Raw genomic sequence first — 23201 nt, 5'->3', positions numbered from 1 at the left:
CTGGAGCCGACCACCGTGCCCGGGAGGACCTCGCGACGCGGCGCGGCTCGCCTGCGCCCTGGGCTGAACCGCAACGGGACAGCGCGGGGCCGTGCGGAACCGGACCGGCCGGCCGATGCTTCGCGATCGGGCCGGCACCGCTCACCGGTCTCCCGCCATCGCGGAGGGCGATCCGTCAGGGGTGCCTCCACCGGGTGCGGTGCCCCAGTGGCGTTCGACCCATCCGCCGATCAGGTCCAGGACGTGGGCGCTCACCGGCTGCCGGACCGCGCGCCGGTAGCCCTTGGGGCCCAAGGATCGCGGGTCCGGGCGGAAGAGGTGGCTGAGGTCGGCCAGGACGTGCCCTTCGAAGGGACCGGGTACCAGGCGGCCGATGGCGTCCACGTCCCCCGGTGGGACCTGCAGATCGGCGCCGCCCGTGACCGCGAGGAGCGGAACCGTGATCCGGGCGAGGTCCGGCACGGGATCGTGGGCGATGAAGTCACGCGTCCACAGTGCGTTCACCCGTTGTCCCTGGAGGCGCAGCTCGGCGCCGTCGGAGGCGGTGATCCTCTCAAGGTTCCTACGCTGGAGGCGGTGGACGTCCGTGCGCATCACCCGCAGGAGGAGTGTGACCGGCAGTGGCAGCCTGGTGGCCAGCTGCTCCGCCTGCCAGACGAGGACGTCGGCACCGGGGCGTGCGGCGGCGGAGAGCAGGACCGCTCCGGCCACTTGGTCGTCGGCGGCGAGCCGTGCCGCGTACCAGGCGCCCTCGCTGTGTCCGATGACCAGGAGGGGCAGTCCGGCGGCCCGGTCGGCGAGCCAGGCGAGCGCCGCCTGGGCATCGGCGAGCCCGTCGCCCATCCCGCTTCGCAGGAAGTCCCCGCCGCTGCCTCCGACGCCGCGTTTGTCGTAGCGCAGTGTCGACACCCGGGCCTCGGCCAGGGTGTCCGCAACGGCACGGGTGACCCCGGTCCTGAGCATCGGCCCACCGGGCAGCCGTACGTCCGAATCGCGGTTCACCTTGCCGGATCCCGGGATCAACAGCGCGGCGGCGACGGAGTCGGCTGCCTCGGTGAACGTCCCGGCCAGTGAACAGTCGTTGCTGCTGATGCGTACTGCCTCAGCTGTCATGGTCCCCTCCGTTGTTTCCTCGTGGCCGCCGATGCCCGTCACCGCGGGCATCGGCGTGAAGCCGCGCGCGGGCGCCAGTCAGCTCGTCAGGGCGTGCTCGACGAGCGCCACCGTCGCCCGCGGGTCGCTGACCTGGATCACGAGGCGGGCGTACCGCTCGTCGGCCAGTTGGATGACCACCGCCTTCGCCGGGTCGCGGACGTCCCAGAAGATCCGTTCGCCGTCGACGTGGAAGGTGCCGGCGGTCACGACGCCCGGAACGTGGGTGCCGGGCGCCCGGAGCCCCTTGGGCTCCTTGGCGATCCCGGGGTCCTCGGTGGCGCCGCGCACGTGTGCCAGCGGAATGGTCAGGCGGCTCTTGAGCGCCCAGAGTTTGTCCAGTCCCTCGATCTCCACGATCAGGTTGCCGCCGTCGACGCTGACATGTGCCATGGTGTGTCCTTTGCAGTGGGTGGGTGTCTCAGGAGCGGCCGAGGTGCTGCGCGAGAGCGGCGCCGGCGCGGATGTCGTCCCCGTCGGCCGTCCCGGACCTGGACCGGGTGCGCAGCCCGATGAGCAGGGCGGTGGCCGCCGGGGGGAGGGTGGGGGCGTCGTCGTCCCCGCCCGCGGGGGCCGCTGTGGCGACCGCGCGGTCCAGGGCGGCGAACGCCTCGCCGACCAGTCGTGCCACCTCGGCGTCCACCGGTGCCCGTTCGACTGCCGCCAGCAGGAGCAGGTCGAGGTCCGTTCCGGTGACCGCGTCAGCGAGGACCTGCTGCGTCCCCTCCGCGCGGCCGGCCGTTTCGGCGATCCGTGCGGCCAGCCCGGCGACTTGATGGTCCACCATCCACTTCAGCGCGGTCAGGTAGAGCCCGCGTTTGCTCCCGAACGTCTTGTACAGGCTGTTCCGGTGCACACCGAGGTGTGAGACCAGGTCGTCCACGGATGTGCCGTCATAGGTCCGGACGGCGAACAGCTTCGCCGCCGACCGGACCACGTCGGCCTCATCGAATCCTCTCGGTCGTCCCATGGGAGGACCGTATTCAATTTAGGAACAGTTAGTCAAGAACGATCGTTCCTTTTCTGTCCGGGCGTCGCGCAGGCGAGCCGGTCCAGCAGCGGCGCGCACAGGCCGCACAGCAGCACGGTCCGAAGGTCGTGGATGACCACGGTCCGTGGGGCGTCGTGATCCGACGAACGGCCGGTGGGAGCGGCTGGAGACGTTGCTGTCGGTGGGCAGGAAGCCGGGCCGGTCGCGGACCCGGGCCCGTCGGCAGCTGATCGACGGGATACGGTGGCGAACCCGGACCGGCGCGCCGTGCTACAGGCCCTGGAAGGATGCGGCCCGAGTGGCCCGCGGGTCCCTGGGTGAGGCTGCACGGAGCGGCGCCCGACGCCCGATCAGCGCCCCCGGGGGAAGGCGGCGCGCAGTGCGGAGCCACGGGTCAGGAACGCGACTCGGATGACGGGCAGCATGCAGACGACCTGCATCACGGCGTACCACGGCGGACAGACACCGGGGATCAGGTCGACGCCGATGATCGCGATCGGCATGATGACGGTGAGAGCCCTCACGCGCTCGAAGGCCCGTCGAGATCCCCGGGAAGCGGATCCGGTCATCCGGTGGACCAGCACGGCGACTACGGGCAGCAGGACTGCCCGGACCCACATGAACGTGTTCACCGTGTGTCCGCTGACCGATACCGCGATGACCGCGAAGAGGGCGGCGGCGCTCAGTGCGCCGTAAACCTTGATGCTGCTCTTCGCTGTGCCGAAGGCCCCTTGGGTGCGGGGGGTGTTGAGGAGTGCTGCCTCGGCCGTGGAGTGCGCGCTGGTTTCCATGCTCACGACGCTATGAAGTGCTTGGCTGACGCGGTATCCGTCTGGACACACAGGCGGGTGGGGGTAGCCCCACTCCCTGCCTGAACAGGGAAGTAGCGGGCTCCGCGCGGTGCACAGTGGGAGCACCGAACGGCAAGCGAAGGATGGGTCATGAGGCAGCTGGGTTCGTGGGTGGCGCGCGTCGGCGTGGGTTTCGTGCGGGGATGCGTCGTCGCGGTCGTCGGCATGCTGGTCCCGGCCGTGTGGGCCGCCGCCGTGGCGCTGGGGATCTGGTGGGGGGCGGGAAACCCGTGGTCGTGGGTAGCGCCGCTCGTGCTGGTGTGTGCGGGGACGCTCGCGTTGTCCCGCCCGGTCTGCCGGATGGTCCGCTTCCTCGTCGCGAGGTGGAGCGCCACCGTCATCCCCGCCGGATACCGGCAGGCCGGAGTGGTGACGCGGATGTCCACCGGGTACTGGTGGAACGGCTTCTCCTACGAGCGCACCCGCCGGGACGCCCTCCTGGATCAGAAGTGGCGGCTCCGGTGGAAAGACCCCGCCACCTGGCGCGACCTGCGGTTCACGGGGATCGTGCCGCTCACCGCTGGCGTGGTCGCCGCCCTACCGCCGGCCGGGGTGGCCGCGGCGGTCCTCGGGCTCGGCCGGCCGGGGCTCGCCACGCGCCTCGTCGGGGCGCTCGGCCTGGTCGGGGCTGTCGCCTCCGCCCCGTACGCCTGGCGGCTCGTCGAGCCGGTGGCCGTCCGCTTCCTGCGTCCGTCGCCCGCGATGGTGCTGGCGGACCGGGTGGACGAGTTGACCGCCCAGCGCGCGGACTCGACGATCGCGCAGGCTGCCGAGATCCGCCGGATCGAAAGGGACCTGCACGACGGGGCGCAGGCCCGCCTGGTTGCACTCGGGCTCTCCCTGGCGACCGCGGAGAAGCTGATGGAGACCGACCCGGAACGGGCCAAGGCACTGATGCGGGACGCGCGGGTCGGCGCCACCGCCTCGCTGGCCGAGCTCCGCGAGCTGATCCGTGGGATCAGTCCACCCGTGCTGAACGAGCGCGGGCTCGTCGACGCAGTGCGCGCCCTCGCTCTGGACATCCCGCTCGACGTGGCCGTCAGCGCTGACGCCCGGCTGACCCTGGATGCGCCGATCGAGTCGGCCGTCTACTTCGGCGTCGCCGAGCTGCTGACCAACGCGGTCCGGCATTCCCACGCGTCGCGGGCGCGCGTCTGCCTCGCCAGGGACGAGGACGACCTCGTCGTCGAGGTTGAGGACGACGGCCGGGGCGGGGCCGACGAGCGACCCGGCGGCGGGCTCGCCGGTCTGCGCCGCCGCCTCGCGGTCTTCGACGGCACCCTGGAGATCACCAGCCCACCGGGCGGCCCGACCTGTGTCAGGATGGCGCTGCCATGCGAATCGTTGTAGCCGAAGACCTCTACCTCCTGCGCGACGGGATGGTCCGCCTGATCGAGGCGTACGGGCACCAGGTGGTGGCGACAGCGACCACCGGACCCGAAACGCTCGACGCGCTGCGGACGTGGCGCCCGGATGTGTCCGTCATCGACGTCCGCATGCCACCGGACCAGTCGGACGAGGGCCTGCGGGCGGCCCTCGCCGCCCGCAGCGAGATGCCCGGTCTGCCGGTCCTCATCCTCTCCCAGCACGTCGAGCAGTTGTACGCCCGCGAGCTCCTGGCCGACGGCTCCGGCGGCGTCGGCTACCTCCTCAAGGAGAGCGTGTTCGAGGCCGACCAGTTCATCGGCGCCCTGGAACGCGTCGCGGGCGGCGGGACCGCCATGGACCCGGCTGTCATCGCGAAACTGCTGACCAACAGTTCCCCGAACCGGGGACTCAAGCGGCTCACCGAACGCGAGTACTCCGTGCTGGCCCTGATGGCCGAGGGGCTGTCCAACCAGGCCATCGGCCGCCGGCTCTTTCTCAGCGAGAGCGCCATCAGCAAGTACACCACCTCCTTGTTCGGCAAGCTGGGCATCTCCGACGATGACGACACCAACCGCCGCGTCCGCGCCGTCCTCACCTACCTGAACGAGCCCTAGCTTGATCCAGCCGCTGGCAGCTCACCGGTACCCACTCGTACTCGTCGGCCTCGTGCTCCGTCAGACCCGCATGATGCCGGCCCGGCCGCGGGTCAGGAACGCCCTCAGCCAGGCGCGCTGGTCGATCAACTCGCGCATGGTGTGGGAGACGTGGGTGATCAGACGGTCCCGGACCAGCACGATTGGCGCCTTGACGAGGTGGTGGCCACCGTCGACCAGGGCGATGAGGTCGCGCTCGCCCGTTCTGCGGCGCTGACCCCCGCCCGCGGGGTGGGTGCGCAGGCGGTGGCCCAGCCTGGTGCGCGAGCCCGGCCGCATGGCGATCGGTCCCGCCACGGACAGGCGTCCCGAGCGGCGGCCGCTGACGGTCGCTGTTTCGCCGTGTCGCCGGTTCAACGGCGCGTTCGCGTCGGTCATGGTGTCGTCGAGGCCGTACGGGACGCGTGGTGCCGCGTGCCGGTGACGATGAGCGAAACGTTCTGCCCACCGAAGCCGAAGGAGTTGCTGAGCACGGCCTCCTGGGGGACGTCTCGTCGCTCTGCGACGACATCGAGATCGATGTCGGGATCGACGCCGGCCTCGGTGAGGTTGCGGGTCGGTGGGATGACACCGTGCTCCACACTGAGGACGGCGATGAGTGCTTCGATCGCGCCGGCTGCGCCGAAGAGATGACCGAGCGCGGCCTTGGGGGCTGTCACGGTGGCGTGGCCGAAGACCTCCCTGATCGCGCGTGCCTCGGCGACGTCGCCGACCGGAGTTCCGGTGGCGTGGGCGTTGATGTGGCTGATCCGCTCAGGAGCCAGACCGGCTTGCGCGAGGGCCTTGCGCATGGCGGAGATCTGACCGGAGCCGTCGGGAGCGGGCGCCGTGATGTGGTGGGCGTCGGCGGCGATGCCGGCGCCCGCGAGCACCGCGTGGACGCGCGCGCCTCGGGCCCTGGCATGCTCGGCGCTTTCGAGCACCATGACGGCGGCGCCCTCGCTGAGGACGAATCCGCTGCGGTCCGCGGCGAACGGCCGTGACGCGGAGGCGGGTTCGGCGGTGTGCCTCGACAGTGCTTGTGCCTGGGCGAAGCCGGCGACGGTGATCGGGGTGGTCGCGGCCTCGGTCCCGCCCGCGATGACCACGTCCGCCTCGCCGGCACGGATGAGCCTGGCCCCCAGAGCGATCGCCTCGGCACCGGAAGAGCACGCCGAGACCGGCGTGTAGACCCCGGCCCGTGCGCCGTATTCGATGCTGATCAGCGCTGCTGCCGCATTGGGCATGAGCATCGGGACCGTGCGTGGCGAGACGCGCCGGGTCCCGGCCGCTTCCAGTACGTCGTCCTCCTTCAGCAGCGTCCCTATCCCGCCGATGCCCGTGCCGATCGCCGAGGCGAGCCGGTCCGGGTCCACCCCTGGGGCGCCGGCGTCGGCCCAGGCTTCGGCCGCCGCGATGAGGGCCGCCTGCTGCGAGCGGTCGAGCCGCCTGGCCTTTACCGGCAGCAGCAACTCGGCGGGGTCGATCGCCATCGTCCCCGCGACGGTGTCGGGAAGACGGACGTCCTGGTGGCCGGGCAGGACGCACCCGCGGATGCCCGATTCGCCGGCAAGCAGGGCCTCCCAGGTGGACGCCACGTCTGCCCCGAGTGGTGTGATCGCGCCGAGTCCGGTCACGACGACTTCAGTCCGGTGCATGCCCCTCAACCTTTCTTGTATGCGATACAAGCGAACGGCCCTGTTGTATCACATACAATTTCGTTGTGGAGAAGAAGCGAACCGAAGACCGATCGACGTCGGCCCGGTCGCGTGACCGCGGTCGCGCGACGAGGCGTCGGCTGATCGAGGCAACTGCACGGCTCTGCAAGGAACGGCCCGGCGCTGAAGTGAGCGTCGCGGAGATCGCGAACGCGGCAGGCGTCTTCCCCAATCAGGTCACCTACCACTTCGGCTCCAAGGACTCCCTCCTCGTGCACGCCGCCTTTCTCGGCTTGCTGCACGACGCCCGACGGATCGAACGCATCGGTCGCCAAGCCCCCGATGCGGCGACATTTCGGCGCAACATCGCCCGCGCCGTACTGGCCATGCCCTCGCTCCCGTCAGTCACGCGAGCGCTCGCCGCCGGGATCTCCAAGCCCGAACTCGCCTCCGTGGTCGACCAGCACCTCCAGTTGCTGTTCCGGCAATCCGAGCGTTTCGTGAGCCAGCTCATCGACAGTCGCGGCTGGAGGACCCGTCGACCGCTCAACGTGGAAGCCAGGACGTTCTGGAGCACCGCGCTCGGCGCAGTGCTGCTCGTCCGCGCCGGGGCCCATGGCACCGTCGCCGAACTCGACCTCGCCGGAGCACTGACCATCCACGACGAACCCGATCCCGGTTAGCCCAGTCGAACAGGCCGGCGACAACGTGCGCGGTTCCCGCGCGATGGTGGCTTTGTCGCGGTCGGCGTGTTTGCCCGGATCCGCTACGCAGAGCTACTTGTCACTTCGCCGCAGCTTCGGGAGAACAGGGCCTTGAGCCCCGCGAGTTCGCGAAAACTGGCGGAAGGCTATGGCGTTCTCCGCCACCCACTGCCGGAAGGGCCTGACCGCCGAGCCGGGGACCCGTGCGACCGTGTCGCGCACCTGCTGCAGCGCTTCGTTGACGTCTCCGCCCATCACGTCCGGCCTGCGCCCGGGTCTGGGAGCAGGCGGGTGAGGACCGGGGCGGGGCGCGCGTGGGAGCGGCGCCGGCGGTCCTTCCTGCGGCCGCTGGTGGTCCTGGTCGGCGCGGCGGCCGGGGTGCGCGCGGCGGTGGCGGACCTGCGGTTGGCCGCCGAGGAGAACCCGGCCGTCGCCGAGATGCTGGCCGCCGTCCCGGCCGGCGCCGCCCGGAGCGAGGACCTGTTCCAGCGCGGACCGGCCGCACCGATCCGGCACCTGCTCGGCTCCCGGGGTGGGGGCGTGCGGGTGGACGGAGCCGTAGGCGGCGGGCGGGAACGGCGAAGGGGCGGCCCGAGCGCGGGCCGCCCCGGCTTCGCCTGCGGCTGCAGGGCGGATTGCAGGTCAGTTGTCCGCCGGCTCCTGAGCGCGCTGGGAGCTGCGGAGTTGTTCGTTGATCCGCAGGGCTTCCTCGAGTTGGTCTTCGAGGATGACGATGCGGCAGGCGGCTTCGATGGGGGTGCCCTGGTTGACGAGGTCGCGGGCGCGCATGGCGATGCGCAGTTGGTAGCGGGAGTAGCGGCGGTGTCCGCCGTCGGAGCGCAGGGGGGTGATGAGGCGGTGCTCGCCGAGGGCTCGAAGGAAGCCGGGGGTGGTGCCGGTCATCTCGGCGGCGCGGCCCATGGTGTAGGCGGGGTAGTCGTCGTCGTCGAGCTTGTCGGGTGTGTCGGGGCTGGCCGTTGTAGTCACTGCACCTCTCTGGTTCTCGAGGAGAACGCGTCGAGGGGCCCCGGGGCCGTGTCGGCTCCAGGGCCCCGAAGGGGAACAACACCATCTACCGGCCTGGGCCGGTCCTGTTACTTCCGCACTGCCCCAAAAAAGCGGTGTGCGGGGATCGCGTATGCGTGACCGGAAACCACCGTCCTTGGGTTGGGGTCTGCGGTGTCCGCCCGGGCGAGTGTTCACGGGCCGGGCGATCCTGATGGCGCTTGCGCCCTCCATTCATCCTCTGTACTGAACTGTCACTTTTCGTACTGCTGGTACTGCACTCACTCGGCACGCGCGCCCGCAGTCTGGGCGCCTTTGCCGAGGTCCTGCCTGTCTTGCGACTGCCGGTACTCAACTCACTGAACTGCGTACTACCGGTACTGCTGGTGGCGGCCCCCGATACCTGCGGGCCGCCCGGTCCGGCAGCCAGTCCCGTCGCCGTCCTGCGCTTGCCTGGCTTCGGAACTCCGCTGCCGGACCGAACTGCGAACCTCTGTCCAACAACCCCGGCCAGTTCGTGTCTGGCCGGTATCGCCGACTGCTGTCTACGAGAGAAACGCTAGACCCACCCGCGAGCATTGTCTACTCCGGCGCACATAGATTTTGGGGCGACCACGAGTGAGGTATTCTCCCGCCACGGTCGCGTCGACGTGCTCTGCATCGACGAGCCCGGCTACATGGAACTCGACCGCCACGGCGCCGAGTTGCCGTTTCAGGTCCTCACCGAGCGGGAGGAGAAGAGCAGCGTCGCCATCGCCTCCAACGAGTCGTTCGCGAGGCAACCGGAGGAACGAAGCCACCCTGGTCAACGACCGAGACGGCGAGCAGCGACGGCGACCGAGACGGCCGGGTCACACCCGGCGCTCCTTCGCCGGGTAGAGCTTGGCGTGGAGCACGCCCCGTATCGGCGGTGCGCCTTCCACCTCCCTGCCGGACGGCGTCTGAGCCGCTGCCAGCGGTCTGCCAGCGGTCTGCCGGCGGTCTGCCGGCGTGGTGCGGAACTGTCGCAGGTGCCGGGCGGTGCGCCGCAACCGACGAGCGCCCACGACTGCCCGGACCGTCGACGAAAGGGCACCCGCGTGACTCGCACCTCCCCTCCCACCGGCCCGGCCGCAGGACCGCGCCGGCCCAGGGCCTCCCGCACCGCGGACCGGCGGAAGGCAGTCTCCTGGCGGCTCGTCGCCGGTGCCGCCGCGGCCACGGTGCTGGCCGCGGTGTGCCCGGCGACCGCGGTGGCCGCGCCGGACCCTGTCCCGGTGCCGCGAATCGCGTGGGCGGCGTGCGCGGACGGCTTCGAGTGTGCGACCGCCCGCGTCCCGCTGGATCACCACGACCCGCGCGGCGCCGGCATCGACCTTGCTGTCATCCGGCACCCGGCGCAGGACCGGGCCCACCGGATCGGCTCGCTGTTCTACAACCCCGGCGGCCCGGCCGTGGCCGGCACGGTGGCGTTGCCCATGATGCTCGGCCGGTTCCCCGAGGAGGTGCGCCGGCGGTTCGACATCGTCAGCTTCGATCCGCGCGGCACTGGTGGCAGTGCTCCGGTCCAGTGCTTCGACGGCCCGGCGGACGAGCAGGCCCTGCTGGCGGGCACGGCCACCGGCTATCCCGAGGGCACGGACCAGCAGAACGCCTGGGCCGACGCCTACCAGCGCCTCGCCCGGCAGTGCGCGGCCCGCAACCCCGCCTTGCTGCCGCACATCTCCACCGCGAACGTGGCCCGGGACATGGACCTGCTCCGCCGCGCGGTCGGCGACCGGCAGCTCAGCTACCTGGGCACCTCGTACGGCAGCTACCTCGGCGCCACCTACGCCAACCTGTTCCCCGGCCGGGTGCGCGCCATGGTCCTCGACAGCGCCCCGGACCCGGTGGCCTGGTCGACCGGCCACGGAGACCAGGCCACCACCACAGGCGGCCTGCTGCGCAACGGCAACGACGTGGCCGCCGCCCGCGTCCTGGACGCCTTCCTCGACCAGTGCGGCCAGGCCGGCCCCCGGACCTGCGCCTTCTCCGCCGGGACGGCTGCCGCGACCCGGGCCAGGTACGGGGAGCTGCTCCAGCGGCTGCGCACCCGGCCGGTCGTGGTCGACGGGGCGACCGTCACCGCCGGCTCGGCCGTGGAGGAGACGATCATCTCCCTGTACGCCACCAACCCCGTCGCGAAGCTGCCCATCGGCTGGAGCCGGCTCGGCAACAGGCTCCAGACGTTGTGGACCGCCACCGAGACCCCCTCCGCGCCGGGCACCCCGCTGCCGCCCGTCCCCCGCCAGTCACCGGACCAGCCGCTGGCGGTGGTCTGCTCGGACAGCGCCACCCCGCCCGCCGGGGCCGACTACCCCGCCCTGGCCGCGGACGCCCGGGCCCGCTCCGGCGAGGCCGGCCCGTACTTCGCCTGGGCCGACGAGCGCTGCGCCGACTGGCCCGCCCGGGACCGCGACCGGTACGACGGCCCGTGGAACCGCCCGACCGCCCGGCCGGTCCTGGTGGTCGCCAACACCGGGGACCCGGCCATGCCGTACGAGGGGTCCCGCGCGATGGCCCGCTCGCTCGCCCGCGCGCGGCTGCTGACCGTCGACGGCTACGGCCACACCGTGCTGGCCAATCCCAGCGACTGCGCCGCCGAGCACGAGACCCGCTACCTGATCGACGGCATGCTGCCCGCCCCCGATACGGTCTGCGCCCCCACCAAGCCGCCGTTCAGCGGCTGATCGCAAGCCCGGCCGCGCCACCCACCCCCGGGGGCGCGGCCGACGCACCCCCCCCGGGGGGTCGGTCAGCCCGTCTCCAGGGCCAGCGACTCCGGTCGCGACAGCGCCCGGCCGCGTTCCCAGGCGGCCCGGAAGCCGACCTCCCCGAGGGCCTCGGCGCAGCCGTTCAGGACGGCCCGGAGCTCCGGATCGCCCGCGTCGTGGGTCCCGCGCAGGCCGTACGCCGCGCCCAGTGCCGCCGCCCCGCGTGCCGCCTCGCCGAGCGCGAGGCAGTACTCGGCGAACCCTTCCAGTACGTCCGCCCGCACTGGCTGGTCGCCGCTGTCCGCGGCCAGCTCCAGGGCCCGGCGGTGCAGCGGGCCGGCCGCGTGCGGCGCGCCGAGCCGCTGCCGGGTGCGGGCCAGGCTGGTGTGCAGCAGGGCGAGCAGGTGCAGGCGTCCGGGGGCGGCGAGGCCGGTCGCGGGCAGCTGCTCCAGGCGCCGCAGCGTCTCCTGCTGGCCGTGCAGCGCCGCCGCCAAGTCCCCTTCGCGCCGGGCGAGTTCGCCGAGCGCGTAGCGGGCGGCGACCTGCAGGTGCGGGTCCTGGGCCCGTTCTGCCGCGGCCAGCGCGCGCTCCAGGTCGGCCCGGGCCGCGGTCGGCTCTCCGCAGCGCGCCCGCAGCCGGCCCGACAGCAGCAGGGACAGCGGCGCCTCGCCGGAGCCGCCCATCTCGGTGTCCCGTTCACCGGCCTCCGTCAGCGCCGCGAGGGCCTCGTCGGCGGCGCCGGTGACGGCCAGCAGCGCGGCCAGCGTGACCAGCGCCATGGCCGTCCCCCAGCGGTCGCCCACGGCGCGGAAGCCGTCGACCGAGGTCCGCAGGCAGTGCTCGGCGTGCGCGATCCGGCCCGCGCCCAGCTCGATTCGGCCGAGCACCAGATGGGCGGCGGCCCGCGCAGCGTGCGGTGCCGGTCGGGAGCGGTGCGTGAGCCGCGGTCCAGCAGCCGGAGCCGGTCGTGCAGTCGCGCCGCGACCTGCCCGGGGCTCAGGGCCCGCAGCCGGGCCGCCGCCAGTTCGAGGGCCAGCGGCAGGCCGTCCAGCTCGCGGCAGATCCGGACGACCGGCTCGACGGTGTCGTGGTCCAGGGTGAAGCCGGGGCAGGCTGCGGCTGCCCGTTGCGTGAAGAGGGCGACGGCCGGGTGCGCGAGCGCTTCCTGGGCGGTGGAGCCGGGTTCGGGCACGGCGAGCGGTGGTACCGGCCAGATCGCCTCGCCGGTGATTCCGAGCGGTTCGCGGCTGGTGGCCAGCACGGTGAGCCGGGGCGCGGCGGCCAGCAGGCGAAGGGTCAACCGGGCCGCGTCCTCGATCAGGTGCTCGCAGTTGTCCAGGACGAGCAGGACCTCACGGCCCTCCAGGGCCCGGATGATCCGGTCGACGGGTTCCCCGGCCTGATCGGCGGCGGGCAGGCCGCCGGCCAGCACGCCGGCCTCCGCCGGGCGGCAGACAGCGGTCAGCACGGCCTGCGTCACCGCGTCCGGCCCGTTGACGCCCGCGAGTTCGGCGAACCGTACGTCCGTGGCGGGCGGGGCGGCGCTCGCGGCCGCAATGGCCAGCCGGGTCTTTCCGACCCCGCCTGGCCCGGTCAGCGTCACCAGGCGGAAGCGGTGCAGGCTTTCCTCAACTGCTGCCAGCGCCTCGTCGCGGCCGACCAGGGCGGTGAGCCGAAGGGGTAGTGCCGCCCGCCCGGCCGGGAACCCCGCGGGAGGCGGGGCCGGCCATCGAACGGACGCGGCGGCGGACTGTCCGCCAGATGTGACCACTCGTCAGGGAGGTTCCGATTGGCCATCCTTGGGGGGACTCGACGAAGGAACCGGGCCCCGACCGGGGCCGGACACGTGAGGGGGAAGCGTGGACAGGAACGATCAGCCGGACCGTCCCTGGCGGGAACCGGCCCGCCAGGTGCCGCCGCAGCCGCCTCGGCCGCCGACGATCGGGGACCGGGGCGGTATGCCCCTCGCGACCGGACCGTCAGCGGTGCTGACAGCCTCGGTCGACCTGCGGGTCAGCAAGCGTCTGCTATGGGTCGGCGGGGCCGCCTACCCGCTGCACAACATCGTGCGGGTCTACGCCTTCGTGCTGTTGCCGAAGCGCAAGGAGGCACTGCGGCGGTTCGCGCGGCAGGTGATGCAGGCACTGACGCTGGCCCTGCTGGCCGTGATCGGCGCCGGACTCCCGTCAGACATCGGGAAGGGCGTGGAGATGTTCAAGGGAGCGGCCCTGACGGCGGCCCTGCTCTGGGCGGGGTACGGGTTCGTGGAGATGCTCGTCGTCCTCACCTCGCCCGCGCTACCGGTGCTGGCGGTGGACACGGCGGGTAACGCGACGGCCCTGATCGGGACCGCCGACCGGGCCCGGCTCGCGGAGGCGGTCCGGATCCTCTCGCACGCGCTGGAGAACCCGGAGGCCGAGGCCACCCTGAGGATCCGGTCGGTGACCGTCAACACCGGGAACTACCACATCGGCGACAACGTGAACATGTACGGCGGCAGCGGCAACACGGGGAAGGTGACGGAATGAGCGGCGACCACTTCCACGGCGACGTGGTGAACATGTACGGCGGCAGCGGCAACAAGGGCATCGTGCACCACCACGCGCCGGCCGCGGACGGCGACCGGACCACCACGGAACTGACGCGGGCGGTCGAGGAACTGGTCGCCATGCTGCGCGAACTCCGGGCAGGCGTGGCACCGATGGCCGCGGAGTCGATCGACGAGGCGCTGCCGGCCATCACCGTCGGCCCGCGGGCGGTGCCGCGCGAACGGCACCGGGCACTGATGGCGGTGGCGGGGATCGCCGCCACCGTCGGGGCCGTCGGTACGCCTGTCGTCGAGGCGGTGCAGCGAGTCCTGGGACTGCTCGGCGGCCAGTAGGCGGCGAGTCGAGCCGGTGCCACCTGGGTGAACCGAGCGAGAGCCGCGGTACGCGTGCTCCTCGCCGAAGCACGAACCCGGACTCCTGGCCACCACCAGCGACTTGACGCGACTCCGCTAAAACCCGGGGTTCGAGGTATCGGAATTTGGCGCGCCGTCCCATAGCCTGACCGCGCAATCGAACACACGCGTCCCTTGCCTGACAGGTAGTCAGCAGTTGCTGGCCTGTTTCCCTGGAGCCGCCATGAGTTCCGACCGTTACCACTGGGATCGCTCGCACCCGGGCCTGACGGCGCTGCGCGAGGCGATCGAGCCCGTGCGCCAGGAGGTCCTCCGCCACCCGGTCTACCGGGAGCTGAACTCCCTGGAGCGGGTCCGGACGTTCCAGGAGCGCCATGTGTTCGCGGTCTGGGACTTCATGTCGCTGCTCAAGTGCCTGCAGCGGCAGCTGACCTGCGTGGAGCTCCCGTGGCTGCCGAGCGGACCGACCGCGAGTCGCCGGCTGATCAACGAGATCGTGCTGGTCGAGGAGAGCGACGAGCTCGGCGACGGCTACATCAGCCACTTCGAGCTCTACCTCGACGGCATGGCCCGGGCCGGGGCCGACACCGGCCCGGTGGACGGTTTCCTGCGGCTGCTCGGCACCGGGACCGGTGTCGCCGAGGCGGCGAAGGCGGCTGAGATCCCTTCTGCGGCTGCCGAGTTCATGGCGGTCACCTGGGACATCATCGAGAACGCGCCGGTGCACTGCCAGGCCGCGGCCTTCGCGTTCGGCCGTGAGGACCTGATCCCGGAGATGTTCGAGCAGGTGATCCGGATCGAGGATGCGAACAACCGGCTGACCGTGTTCAAGGACTATCTGGCGCGGCACATCGAGGTGGACGGCGAGCAGCACACGCCGATGGCCATGCAGATGCTGATCGACCTGTGCGGTGACGACCGGGAACGCTGGACCGAGTGCGCTGACACCGTCCGCCGCGCGCTGTCGGCCCGGGTCGCGCTGTGGGACGGGATCCTCGCGGACTGCGGCGACTGACGCAGGGGCGGCTCGTTCCCGCCGGGCGGCTTTCATCGTCAGCTGCCCGGCGGCGCCGCCGAGCTCACCGACGGTGCGGTGGGTAGCCGGGCGGGGCTTCGCCCCCGGGAGCAACAGGCGCCGCGGTGGCCCGCTGCGGGGCGGGCCGGGTTTCGCCGATGGCTCGACCGGCGCGGGCCCGCCGACGGGGCCGGGGTGATCGGTCCCCGGCCCCGGCTCGAGCGCGGCCGCCGACACCGGGACGGCCGCGGGGTGAGCCGCTCTGGCTTTCGGGGCCTCCGAGCCCGGCGGCCAGGTCACCCGTTCACCACCGGCCGATGGATGCCGGGCCCGGCACCCCTCACGATGACGAAGTGGGCTGTGCCCGTACCGGGCCCAGTCATGTCGGCTTCGAGCCGACCCGGGCAGTCCGCTCCGGACCATCCGTCTCTCTTCCCCGGAGGCCGTAGTGGGACACGCTGTCGGTGATGTGCTGGGCCTGGCCGCGGGTATCGCGGTCAGCCCGCTGCCGATCGTGGCGATCATCCTCATCCTGGCCACCCCACGGGGTCGCCTCAACGGGCTGCTGTTCGCCCTGGGCTGGGTTGTGGGGCTCGCGGCGCTCGGGGGGCTCATGCTGGCCGTCGGCGGCACAGGAGGAGCCTCGGCCCACAAGAATCCGGCCACCTGGGTCGGAGCACTCAAGCTCGCTCTGGGCGCACTCCTCGTCGTCTTCGGCGCTCGTCAGTGGCAGCGCCGCCCCAAAGACGCCTCCCAGGCGCAGCTCCCGAAGTGGATGGCGGCGATCGACGGCTTCACTCCGATCAAGATCTTCGGCCTGGCGCTGCTGTTCTCGGCGGGCAATCTCAAGAACGCGCCCCTGACCATCGCTGCCGGCGCCTCGATCAGTTCTTCGGGGCTCCCCGTGCCGCAGCAAGTCGGAACGCTCGTGATCTTCGTGGCCATCGCTTCTCTGGGCGTGCTTGCGCCACTCGTCGTCTACCTGGTCATGGGCGAACGCGCCAAGAGCATCCTGGGGAGCTGGCGAGACTGGGCCGCGCAGCACAACATCGCTGTCCTGGCCGTCCTGTTCTTCGTGCTCGGCCTCAAGCTCCTGGGCGACGGCATCAGCATCCTCGCCACCTGAGGCTGCCGCGCTAGTGACCGTCGCCCTGCTCGATGTGCAGATGGATCGGCCCGCGGAGAACGGGACTGCGCCGGTACGGTGGCGGGTCGGCGACGAGCCTGGGGCGGTCGAGCCGGCGTGCCAGCTCGGTCAGCGCGATCTGGGTCTCCCGCCGGGCCAGTGGGCCGCCGAAGCACAGGTGGATACCGCTGCCGAATCCCAGGTGCTGGTTGTCACGCCGGTCAGGGTCGAAGCGGTCGGGCTCGTGGAAGCGGTTCGGATCGCGGCTGCCCGAGGCCAGCATCAGCATGATCTGCGAGCCCTTGGGGATGACGGTGTCGGCGACCGAGATGTCGCTGTACGCCGCCCGCCAGGGGATGATGTGCACGGGCGGCTCGTACCGCAGCAACTCCTCGACCAGCGGTATGACGAGGTCGGGTTCGTCGCGCAGCCGCTGCAGCACCTGCGGGTGGCGCAGCAGCGTCAGCATGCCGTTGGTGATGAGGTTGACGGTGGTCTCGTGGCCGGCGATGAGCAGCAGGTTGGCGGTGGCGACGATCTCCTCGTGGGTCATCCGCCCGTCGGGGCCGTCATCGTTCGCCAGCCGGGCGAGCAGGTCTTCGCCGGGTCGCCCGTGGCGCTGGTCCACCAGCCCGCCGATGTACTGGCGCAGGTCTTTGCGGGCCTGTATGCCCTTTTCCAGTTTTTCCTTCGGGTCGGTCTTGGGGTTGTAGTCGATCGCGTTGATGACGTCGTCCACCCAGAGGTGGAACCGCGGCTCGTCCTCGTATGGCACGCCGAGCAGACGACAGATGACGGTCACGGGGAACGGGTAGGCGAAGTCGTCGACGAGGTCGATCTGCTCTTTGCCCGCGAAGTCGTCGATCAGGCTGCCGACGATGCCGGCCAGGTCGCCCTCCATGCCGGTCACCAGTCGTGGGGTGTGCGGGGGGCCGAAATGGCGCATCGCCATGCGCCGCAGGCGGTCGTGCGCGGGTGGGTCGAGGCTGATGAACGCCGGGGTGGTCTGCTCTTCGGCTCCGGGCGTCGGGTGCGAGAGGTTGCGGGTGTCCGAGCTCAGGTGCGGGTCGTGCAGGATGTCGGCGATCTCGCGGTAAGTGCTGATGACGTAGCTGCCGTCCTCCTGCCGTGCCACGGGCGTTTTGCGCAGTTCGGCGTACAGCGGGTACGGGTCGGCTCGGGAGGAGTGGTCGAGGATCCGTTGCAGCGTGCTGGGCGTCTCGGTCGTGGTCATCTCGCTCTCCCTCCTAGCGGTGCTGGTACGCGGCCGTGACGCGGCGCTCGCTCGGGTCGTGGCCGGTGACGACCACGGTGGCGCCCTGGGCGAGCAGAGTGGGGCCGGGAAAGTCGACGGGCACCGGTTTCTCGTCGGCGGGCTGGTCGGGGGCGGGGCAGGGAGGCGGGAAGGGCGCGGCCGTCTCGATGAGTGTTTGGTAGTGGTCCAACCACTTCGCGTTGTCGAAGCTCACTGCCGCGGTGACACGGCCCCGGTAGCCGTATGCGGCGACGAAGCGGCGGTCGGGCACCGATCCCTGGGTGACGACCACCTCGTCGGCGAAGGTCGGCACGCCGACGGACTTGATGTTGACCCCGAACTGGATCGACCAGAACCGCGGGATCGACAGGTGGGGCCAGCGGTCCGCCTGGCCGCTGACCATGTTGTGCGCCGCGACCTCGGCCTGCTCCACGGCGTTGGCCCAGTGCTCCAGCGAGATGAGCCGGTACTCGTAGACCGGGTTCGGGCAGCGTGCCACGTCTCCGGCGGCGAAGACGTCGTCGGTGACCAGGCCGTTGAGGTCGAGGGCGCGGCAGCCCGTGTCGCAGGCAATGCCCCAGACCCCTGCCGCCAGCCCCGAGCCCTGCAACCACTCGGTGTTGCGGATGCCCCCGAGTGCCACGACCGCCACGTCGGTGTCGATCGTGCTGCCGTCGTCGAAGTGGGCCCGGCGCAGCCGTCCCTGCGCGTCGCCCTCCAGCCCGGTGACCTTGACACCGCAGCGCAGGTCCACGCCGTGAGCGCGCTGCAGGTCCGCGGCGACCTCACCGATCATGGCGCCGAGCGCCCCGACCAGCGGCGCCGGCGCGAGTTCGGCGACGGTCACCGGGATCTCCCTTTCCCGGCAGACGGAGGCGATCTCGGAGCCGGTGAATCCCGCGCCGATGACCAGTACCCGGGAGGGTCCGGCGGCGAGTGCTCGCCGGAGGGCCGCCGCGTGCTCGCGCGTTCGCACGACGAACACGCCGTCCAGAGCCGCCTCGCTCTCGACGAACCACGGCCGGGCCCGGACCCCGGTGGAGATCAGCACCCGGTCGAAGGGCACCTCACGGCCGTCGGCGAGGCGCACGTGGTTGGTCGCCAGGTCCAGCCCACTGGCGGGCACGCCCAACAGCCACTGCGCATCGATCTCGCGGCGGCGCGGCAGCTTGGTGTTCTCGGCCGGCACCCACCCGGTCAGTACCTGCTTGGAGAGGGGAGGCCGGTCGTAGGGCTCGCCCGTCTCGTCGCCGATCATGGTCAGCGATCCGGTGAAACCCTCGCCGCGCAGCGCCTCCGCTGCCCGCAGTCCCGCCAGGGACGCCCCGACGACCACGATGCGGCCCTCGCGCTTGAAGGCTTGCAGGTTCTCGGCGCTGGTCATGACGGCGATGCCTTCGCCCGTGCGTCCCGTCCCTCCAACCGGTCGACCAGGATCGCCTGGACGGGGCAGGCCGCCGCGGCGCGCAGCACCTGGTCACGTCGGGCGTCGTCGGGGTTCGGGTCGTACATCAGGGCTTCCTCGCCGTGCATCCGGAACGCGTCCGGGGCGAGGAAGGCGCACTGGGCGTACCCTTCGCATCGGGAAAGATCAACGACAACTCGCATCCCGACCTCCACAGGGGCTGCAAGCTGCGGGCCCGGAAGCCTGCGCCATCTCGGCGCAAGGCGCGGCAAGGCTGAGGAGAAAAGGCGTCGGCCGTTGCCCACCTCCGCGGACTGCAGGGGTGCGCGCCGCGCCCGTCGGGTCGCCGCAGGAAGAATCCGGTTGTCGCCTACGAGGCGACGGGCGGGTAGTACCGCTCAGAGATCATGACCTACTGAGTAGCCTATCCCGTGCGCATATCGCCCGCACCCGGCAGTTCCTACGGGCTGGCGTGGAGCCCATGTCGAGGCCTGGCGGTGTTCGCCCGAGCGGCGCAGTGCGCGCACGGCCGGCGTGTGGGCCTGGCTTCCGGATGGTTCGGTGGCGACAGGAGCCGACAGGACTCACCCGAGGTTCCAGGGTCGGCCGGTCTTGGAGGAGAACCAGCGTGAGCGTAGCCCAGGGAGCCTCGCAGGGCGTTATGCCCGCACATCTGTTGCGAAACCAGAAGGCGCTCGTCACCGGAGCGAACTCGGGCATCGGCAAGGCGACGGCCATCGGCCTGGGCCGTGCCGGAGCCGACGTGGTGGTGAACTACGTCGCCGGGCGTGAGGAGGCCGAGCAGGTGGTCGAGGAGATCTCCGGGTCGGGAGTGCGCGCGGCGGCGTACGAGGCCGATGTGTCGCAGGAGGATCAGGTCGTCGCGATGATCGAGTGGATGGTCAAGGAGTTCGGGACCATCGACATCCTCGTGGCCAACGCCGGGCTGCAGCGCGACGCTCCGTTCACCGAGATGACGACGGCCCAGTGGCAGAAGGTGTTGGACGTCAACCTCACAGGCCAGTTCCTGTGCGCTCGGGAGGCGGCCAAGGAGTTCCTCCGGCGGGGGATCGTCCCGGAGGTGTCGCGAGCCGCCGGGAAGATCATCTGCATGAGCTCGGTGCACCAGCTCATCCCCTGGGCCGGCCACGTCAACTACGCGGCCTCCAAGGGCGGCGTGCAGATGATGATGGCGACACTCGCCCAGGAGCTCGCGCCCCACGGGGTCAGGGTCAACGCGATTGCTCCGGGAGCCATCAGGACACCCATCAACCGCGATGCCTGGGAGACTCCCGACGCGGAGAAGGACCTGTTGCAGCTGATTCCTTACGGGCGTGTCGGCGATCCGGAGGACATCGCCCGCGCGGTCGTCGGCCTTGCCTCGGACCTCATGGACTACGTGGTGGGCACCACCCTCTATGTGGACGGCGGTATGACCCTCTTCCCCGGCTTCGCCACCGGAGGCTGACCGCTGGGCGACTCCCCGGCCGGCAGGCGGGGACCCTGGCCGGCCCTCAGTCGCGCTGCTGATCGAGGGCATCGTCCAGGGTAGTGGCGGCCATGATCAGCGACAGATGCGTGAAAGCCTGCGGGAAGTTGCCCAACTGCTCGCCACTGGGACCGATCTCCTCGCCGAACAGGCCGACGTGGTTGGCGTAGGTCTGCATCTTCTCGAAGGCGTAGCGCGCGGGACGGATCCGCCCGGCGCGGGCAAGAGCGTCCACGTAGAGGAACGTGCAGAGGCTGAAAGTGCCTTCGGAGCCTCGCAGACCGTCCGGGGAGGCCGCAGGGTCGTAGCGATACACGAGGCTGTCCGAAACCAGCGTGCGCTCCATCGCGTCCAGCGTTGACAGCCAGCTCACCGTTTTGGGAGCCAGGAACCCGACACGCGGAATGAGCAGCAGCGAAGCGTCGAGGACGTCGCTTCCGTAGTGCTGCACAAGGGCCTGTTCCTCCTCGTTCCAGCCTCGCTCCATCACCTGTTCGAGGATCGCGTCGCGAGCCGCGGTCCAACGAGGAGCGTCGGCGGGCCGGCTGGTCTCTCGCGCCAGGCGCAGCCCCCGGTCGAAAGCAACCCACATCATCACCCGGCTGAAGGTGAAGTCCTTGCGCCCGCCACGGGTCTCCCAGACGCCCTCGTCGGGGCGATCCCAGGAATCAGCCAGCCAGTCCAGCATCCGGGCGACGTTCTTCCAGCCGTGATAACTACCTCCCATGGCAACCTCATTCGCCTCCGACAAGCCGTAGAGTGCCTCCCCGTAGATGTCCAGCTGCAGCTGATCGGCGGCCGCGTTCCCCGCACGCACCGGATACGAACCCCGGTAGCCCTCGAAGTGCGGGAGAACCTCTTCCGACAGCTCGGGATCGCCGTCGACGCGGTACATGATCTGCAGCGGCTCGCCCTCGATGCCCTGCCGGGCCTGCAGGCGGTCGCTCAGCCAGTGCGCGAACTGCGCCGCCTCCTCGGCGAAGCCCAGATCGAGCAGGGCACGCACGGACAGGGAGCCGTCGCGGACCCAGGTGTAGCGGTAGTCCCAGTTGCGTTCACCCCCGATCTGCTCGGGCAGACCCATGGTGGCCGCGGCGACAGGCGCGCCGGTGGGCGCATAGGTGAGCAGCTTGAGCGTGATGGCCGAGCGGTGCACCATACCCGGCCACCGGCCGCGGTAGCTGGAGTGGCGCACCCAGCGCTGCCAGAAGTCCACCACGTCCCAGAACCGCTCCATCGCGCTTTCCGGGGTGACTGGCGGCGGGCTGTCGCCATCGGACCCTCCGACGGTGAACACCACCGCGGCCACCTCACCCGGCTCCAGGGTTACCGAACCCCGCATGTCCGTACCGTCCTGCTGCAGGGGGAAGGTGCTCTGCAGACAGGCGGTGACGTCCGGTGCCCGGAAGGTGGCGGTACCGTCCTGCACGTCGAGATCGTGGGTGGCCCGGCCGTAGTCGAAGCGCGGGCGGCACTCCAGTTCGAAGTGCACCGTTCCGCGCACCGCCCGCACACCGCGGATCAGCACGTGCCTGTCCGTCGGGGTGCCGGTGCGATCCGGTGGCATGCAGTCGAAGACCTCGCCGACGCCGTCCGGCGACATGAACCGCGTGACCAGGACTGCGGTGTCGGGGTAGTAGAGCTGCTTGCAGGTGGCGTTCCGGTCGTCCGGCGCGAAGAGGAAGTACCCACCGCGGTCGTGATCGAGGAGGGCGGCGAAGACACTGGGCGAGTCGAACCGGGGAGCCGCGAACCAGTCGACGACTCCCCGAGACGAGATCAGAGCAGCGGTCTGCAGGTCGCCAACGAGGCCGTGGTCGGCAATGGGCGGGTAACGGTCCATGATCATCTCGCTTCCCTGTGCCCCTGATCCCACTGTCCGCCCTGTTCGACGGGGCCGCCACGGAATGCGGGGAACGTGGAGGTGGCCCGGCACGGACGGCTGATCGCCGAGGGCAGCTGCCGACTGGAGTTGGACCACTACCCGGGCCGGAGTTCCAGTGGAGCGTGAGGCCGGTGTCACGAGGGGCTGGCCGGATTCGAGCGGTGCCGTTCCGGTGGCCCGGCTCTCGGGGCGCGCGCGCTCCGGCTCCGCCCCGGGGACCGGCGGGGGCACCGCGTGACGGAGGAGCCGACGGCCCGGCGCGGCTCGCCGAGCTGGCCCGTTCGACAGGACTGCGACGGCGGGCCTCCCCGACCGGGCCTCACACCGACGGTGTGCGGGCCGGATCCGGTCGGAGCGGACGACCGTACGCATGCGGGCGAACCGGGCGCCGCAACGTCCCGCCGGGGGTGCGGCCGCGGGCGGGGCCGGGAACGGATTACCGGCCAATGTCCCGGCCGTCCGGCTCGGCGGCGCCCGCCGCGACCTAGACTCGGCCCACGGGGCGGCGCGAAGGCGGGAAGAGGCGGGGGTCGCAGCGATCCGAGCCGCGTGCCCAGGGGGGACCTCGCACGTCCGCGGCATCCGCTCGGGCCTGCCGGTCGCGGCCTTGGCCCGTACGCCCGCCCTGTCGGGGTCCGCCCTCGTACGCTCAGTCCAACTCGCTCCAAAACGTGCCGAATTGACGACGCGTCATCATCATCATTTCGAGAACTGGGAGACCTCCATGTCCGAACAGCTGCAGGACGCCCTCGCGCTCGACGACCTCGACCTGGGCGAGCTGACCGTCACCGCGCTGCGTGACAGCATCGCGCTGCCGGAGGGTGGCGCCTCCAGCAGCCCCGCCTCCAGCTCCTGCAACTCCTCCTCCAACACCAGCATCGTCCACCCGCCGGCGACCAGCGTCCTCCACCCGTCGGCGTCGGCCTTCTGAGGATCGTGCGACTGAACCGCTGAACCACCCACGGGACCCGGCGCGTTCCGGTGCGGACGCGCCGGGTTCCTCCCCCGTCCGCCCGCCCATCGGAGGTCCT

22 protein-coding genes and 2 pseudogenes are annotated in these 23201 nt (G+C 71.4%); 11 read left to right on the top strand and 13 right to left on the bottom strand.

Features of this window, described 5'->3' with window-relative positions; genetic code table 11:
• Positions 1-141 precede the first annotated feature (141 nt).
• The 4 genes from ACWDBE_RS30980 to ACWDBE_RS30965 form a co-directional block, all read right to left on the bottom strand.
• Positions 142-1113 carry an alpha/beta hydrolase gene (locus ACWDBE_RS30980; protein ID WP_449809644.1) on the bottom strand — a complete coding sequence of 324 codons (972 nt, stop codon included), beginning with the start codon at positions 1111-1113 and terminating at the stop codon, positions 142-144.
• Between the two features lie 78 nt (positions 1114-1191).
• The gene (locus tag ACWDBE_RS30975; protein ID WP_449809643.1) at positions 1192-1545 is read right to left on the bottom strand and encodes a hypothetical protein; all 354 of its coding nucleotides are present in this window, start codon (positions 1543-1545) and stop codon (positions 1192-1194) included.
• Positions 1546-1573: 28 nt separating this feature from the next.
• A complete protein-coding gene (locus tag ACWDBE_RS30970; protein ID WP_449809642.1) occupies positions 1574-2122 on the bottom strand; it encodes a TetR/AcrR family transcriptional regulator in 549 nt (182 codons plus the stop codon).
• Between the two features lie 371 nt (positions 2123-2493).
• Complete coding sequence (locus tag ACWDBE_RS30965) at positions 2494-2934, bottom strand: hypothetical protein (RefSeq protein ID WP_449791206.1); 441 nt, start codon at positions 2932-2934, stop codon at positions 2494-2496.
• Positions 2935-3084: 150 nt separating this feature from the next.
• Between ACWDBE_RS30965 and ACWDBE_RS30960 the strand changes: the two genes are divergently transcribed.
• Both ACWDBE_RS30960 and ACWDBE_RS30955 read left to right on the top strand, forming a co-directional pair.
• Positions 3085-4344, top strand: a complete 1260-nt coding sequence (locus tag ACWDBE_RS30960; protein WP_449791207.1) for a sensor histidine kinase — start codon at positions 3085-3087, stop codon at positions 4342-4344.
• On the top strand, positions 4329-4976 hold the full coding sequence (locus ACWDBE_RS30955; protein ID WP_449809641.1) for a response regulator transcription factor: 648 nt from the start codon (positions 4329-4331) through the stop codon (positions 4974-4976). Before ACWDBE_RS30960 ends, ACWDBE_RS30955 begins: the two co-directional genes overlap by 16 nt.
• A 93-nt stretch (positions 4977-5069) precedes the next feature.
• On the opposite strand, the pseudogene ACWDBE_RS30950 reads toward ACWDBE_RS30955, so the two are convergent.
• Positions 5070-5351, bottom strand: a pseudogene (locus tag ACWDBE_RS30950) (IS630 family transposase); the annotation flags it as partial.
• Positions 5352-5389: 38 nt separating this feature from the next.
• Entirely contained in the window at positions 5390-6652 is a 1263-nt protein-coding gene (locus ACWDBE_RS30945; protein ID WP_449809640.1) for a beta-ketoacyl-[acyl-carrier-protein] synthase family protein, read from the bottom strand.
• A gap of 65 nt (positions 6653-6717) precedes the next feature.
• Here ACWDBE_RS30945 and ACWDBE_RS30940 point away from each other — a divergent pair, with 65 nt between their 5' ends.
• Positions 6718-7335: a TetR/AcrR family transcriptional regulator C-terminal domain-containing protein gene (locus ACWDBE_RS30940; RefSeq protein WP_449791210.1), complete on the top strand. Its 618-nt coding sequence runs from the start codon at positions 6718-6720 to the stop codon at positions 7333-7335.
• A gap of 663 nt (positions 7336-7998) precedes the next feature.
• Here the strand turns inward: ACWDBE_RS30940 and ACWDBE_RS30935 are convergent.
• Positions 7999-8277, bottom strand: a complete 279-nt coding sequence (locus ACWDBE_RS30935) for a helix-turn-helix domain-containing protein (RefSeq protein ID WP_449791277.1) — start codon at positions 8275-8277, stop codon at positions 7999-8001.
• A gap of 716 nt (positions 8278-8993) precedes the next feature.
• On the opposite strand from ACWDBE_RS30935, the pseudogene ACWDBE_RS30930 reads away from it, so the two are divergent.
• Together ACWDBE_RS30930 and ACWDBE_RS30925 are read left to right on the top strand one after the other, a co-directional pair.
• Positions 8994-9134: pseudogene (locus ACWDBE_RS30930) on the top strand (ATP-binding protein); the annotation flags it as partial.
• A 483-nt stretch (positions 9135-9617) separates the two neighbouring features.
• Positions 9618-11069 carry an alpha/beta hydrolase gene (locus ACWDBE_RS30925; RefSeq protein ID WP_449809651.1) on the top strand — a complete coding sequence of 484 codons (1452 nt, stop codon included), beginning with the start codon at positions 9618-9620 and terminating at the stop codon, positions 11067-11069.
• A gap of 65 nt (positions 11070-11134) precedes the next feature.
• Here the strand turns inward: ACWDBE_RS30925 and ACWDBE_RS30920 are convergent, their stop codons facing one another.
• Complete coding sequence (locus ACWDBE_RS30920) at positions 11135-11872, bottom strand: hypothetical protein (protein WP_449791211.1); 738 nt, start codon at positions 11870-11872, stop codon at positions 11135-11137.
• Positions 11803-12864, bottom strand: coding sequence for an ATP-binding protein (locus tag ACWDBE_RS30915; protein WP_449809639.1), 1062 nt, complete (start codon positions 12862-12864; stop codon positions 11803-11805). The genes ACWDBE_RS30920 and ACWDBE_RS30915 overlap by 70 nt, the downstream gene beginning before the upstream one ends.
• A 187-nt stretch (positions 12865-13051) precedes the next feature.
• Between ACWDBE_RS30915 and ACWDBE_RS30910 the strand changes: the two genes are divergently transcribed.
• The 4 genes from ACWDBE_RS30910 to ACWDBE_RS30895 all read left to right on the top strand — a co-directional run bounded on the left by ACWDBE_RS30910 (position 13052) and on the right by ACWDBE_RS30895 (position 16136).
• Positions 13052-13621, top strand: a complete 570-nt coding sequence (locus tag ACWDBE_RS30910; protein ID WP_449809638.1) for a DUF6232 family protein — start codon at positions 13052-13054, stop codon at positions 13619-13621.
• Positions 13618-13974: a hypothetical protein gene (locus ACWDBE_RS30905; RefSeq protein WP_449791214.1), complete on the top strand. Its 357-nt coding sequence runs from the start codon at positions 13618-13620 to the stop codon at positions 13972-13974. Before ACWDBE_RS30910 ends, ACWDBE_RS30905 begins: the two co-directional genes overlap by 4 nt.
• A gap of 244 nt (positions 13975-14218) precedes the next feature.
• Positions 14219-15010, top strand: a complete 792-nt coding sequence (locus ACWDBE_RS30900) for a DUF3050 domain-containing protein (RefSeq protein WP_449791215.1) — start codon at positions 14219-14221, stop codon at positions 15008-15010.
• Positions 15011-15458: 448 nt separating this feature from the next.
• Complete coding sequence (locus tag ACWDBE_RS30895; RefSeq protein ID WP_449809637.1) at positions 15459-16136, top strand: GAP family protein; 678 nt, start codon at positions 15459-15461, stop codon at positions 16134-16136.
• 10 nt (positions 16137-16146) lie between these two features.
• Here ACWDBE_RS30895 and ACWDBE_RS30890 read toward each other — a convergent pair whose 3' ends face one another.
• The 3 genes from ACWDBE_RS30890 to ACWDBE_RS30880 are packed head-to-tail and all read right to left on the bottom strand — an operon-like array spanning position 16147 to position 18999.
• Positions 16147-17370, bottom strand: a complete 1224-nt coding sequence (locus tag ACWDBE_RS30890) for a cytochrome P450 (RefSeq protein ID WP_449809636.1) — start codon at positions 17368-17370, stop codon at positions 16147-16149.
• A gap of 13 nt (positions 17371-17383) precedes the next feature.
• The gene (locus ACWDBE_RS30885) at positions 17384-18775 is read right to left on the bottom strand and encodes an NAD(P)/FAD-dependent oxidoreductase (protein WP_449809635.1); all 1392 of its coding nucleotides are present in this window, start codon (positions 18773-18775) and stop codon (positions 17384-17386) included.
• A complete protein-coding gene (locus tag ACWDBE_RS30880) occupies positions 18772-18999 on the bottom strand; it encodes a ferredoxin (RefSeq protein ID WP_449791219.1) in 228 nt (75 codons plus the stop codon). The genes ACWDBE_RS30885 and ACWDBE_RS30880 overlap by 4 nt, the downstream gene beginning before the upstream one ends.
• A gap of 458 nt (positions 19000-19457) precedes the next feature.
• Between ACWDBE_RS30880 and ACWDBE_RS30875 the strand changes: the two genes are divergently transcribed.
• On the top strand, positions 19458-20264 hold the full coding sequence (locus ACWDBE_RS30875) for an SDR family oxidoreductase (protein WP_449791279.1): 807 nt from the start codon (positions 19458-19460) through the stop codon (positions 20262-20264).
• Between the two features lie 46 nt (positions 20265-20310).
• On the opposite strand, the gene ACWDBE_RS30870 is transcribed toward ACWDBE_RS30875, so the two are convergent.
• Entirely contained in the window at positions 20311-22128 is a 1818-nt protein-coding gene (locus ACWDBE_RS30870) for a glycoside hydrolase family 15 protein (protein ID WP_449809650.1), read from the bottom strand.
• 766 nt (positions 22129-22894) lie between these two features.
• Between ACWDBE_RS30870 and ACWDBE_RS30865 the strand changes: the two genes are divergently transcribed.
• Positions 22895-23101 (top strand): thiazolylpeptide-type bacteriocin, encoded by a 207-nt coding sequence (locus tag ACWDBE_RS30865; protein WP_449791220.1) that lies wholly within the window; start codon positions 22895-22897, stop codon positions 23099-23101.
• The last annotated feature ends 100 nt before the right edge of the window (positions 23102-23201 follow it).

The sequence above is a fragment of the Kitasatospora sp. NPDC001132 genome (assembly GCF_053598415.1).
This window is presented reverse-complemented; position numbering and strand designations above follow the sequence as displayed.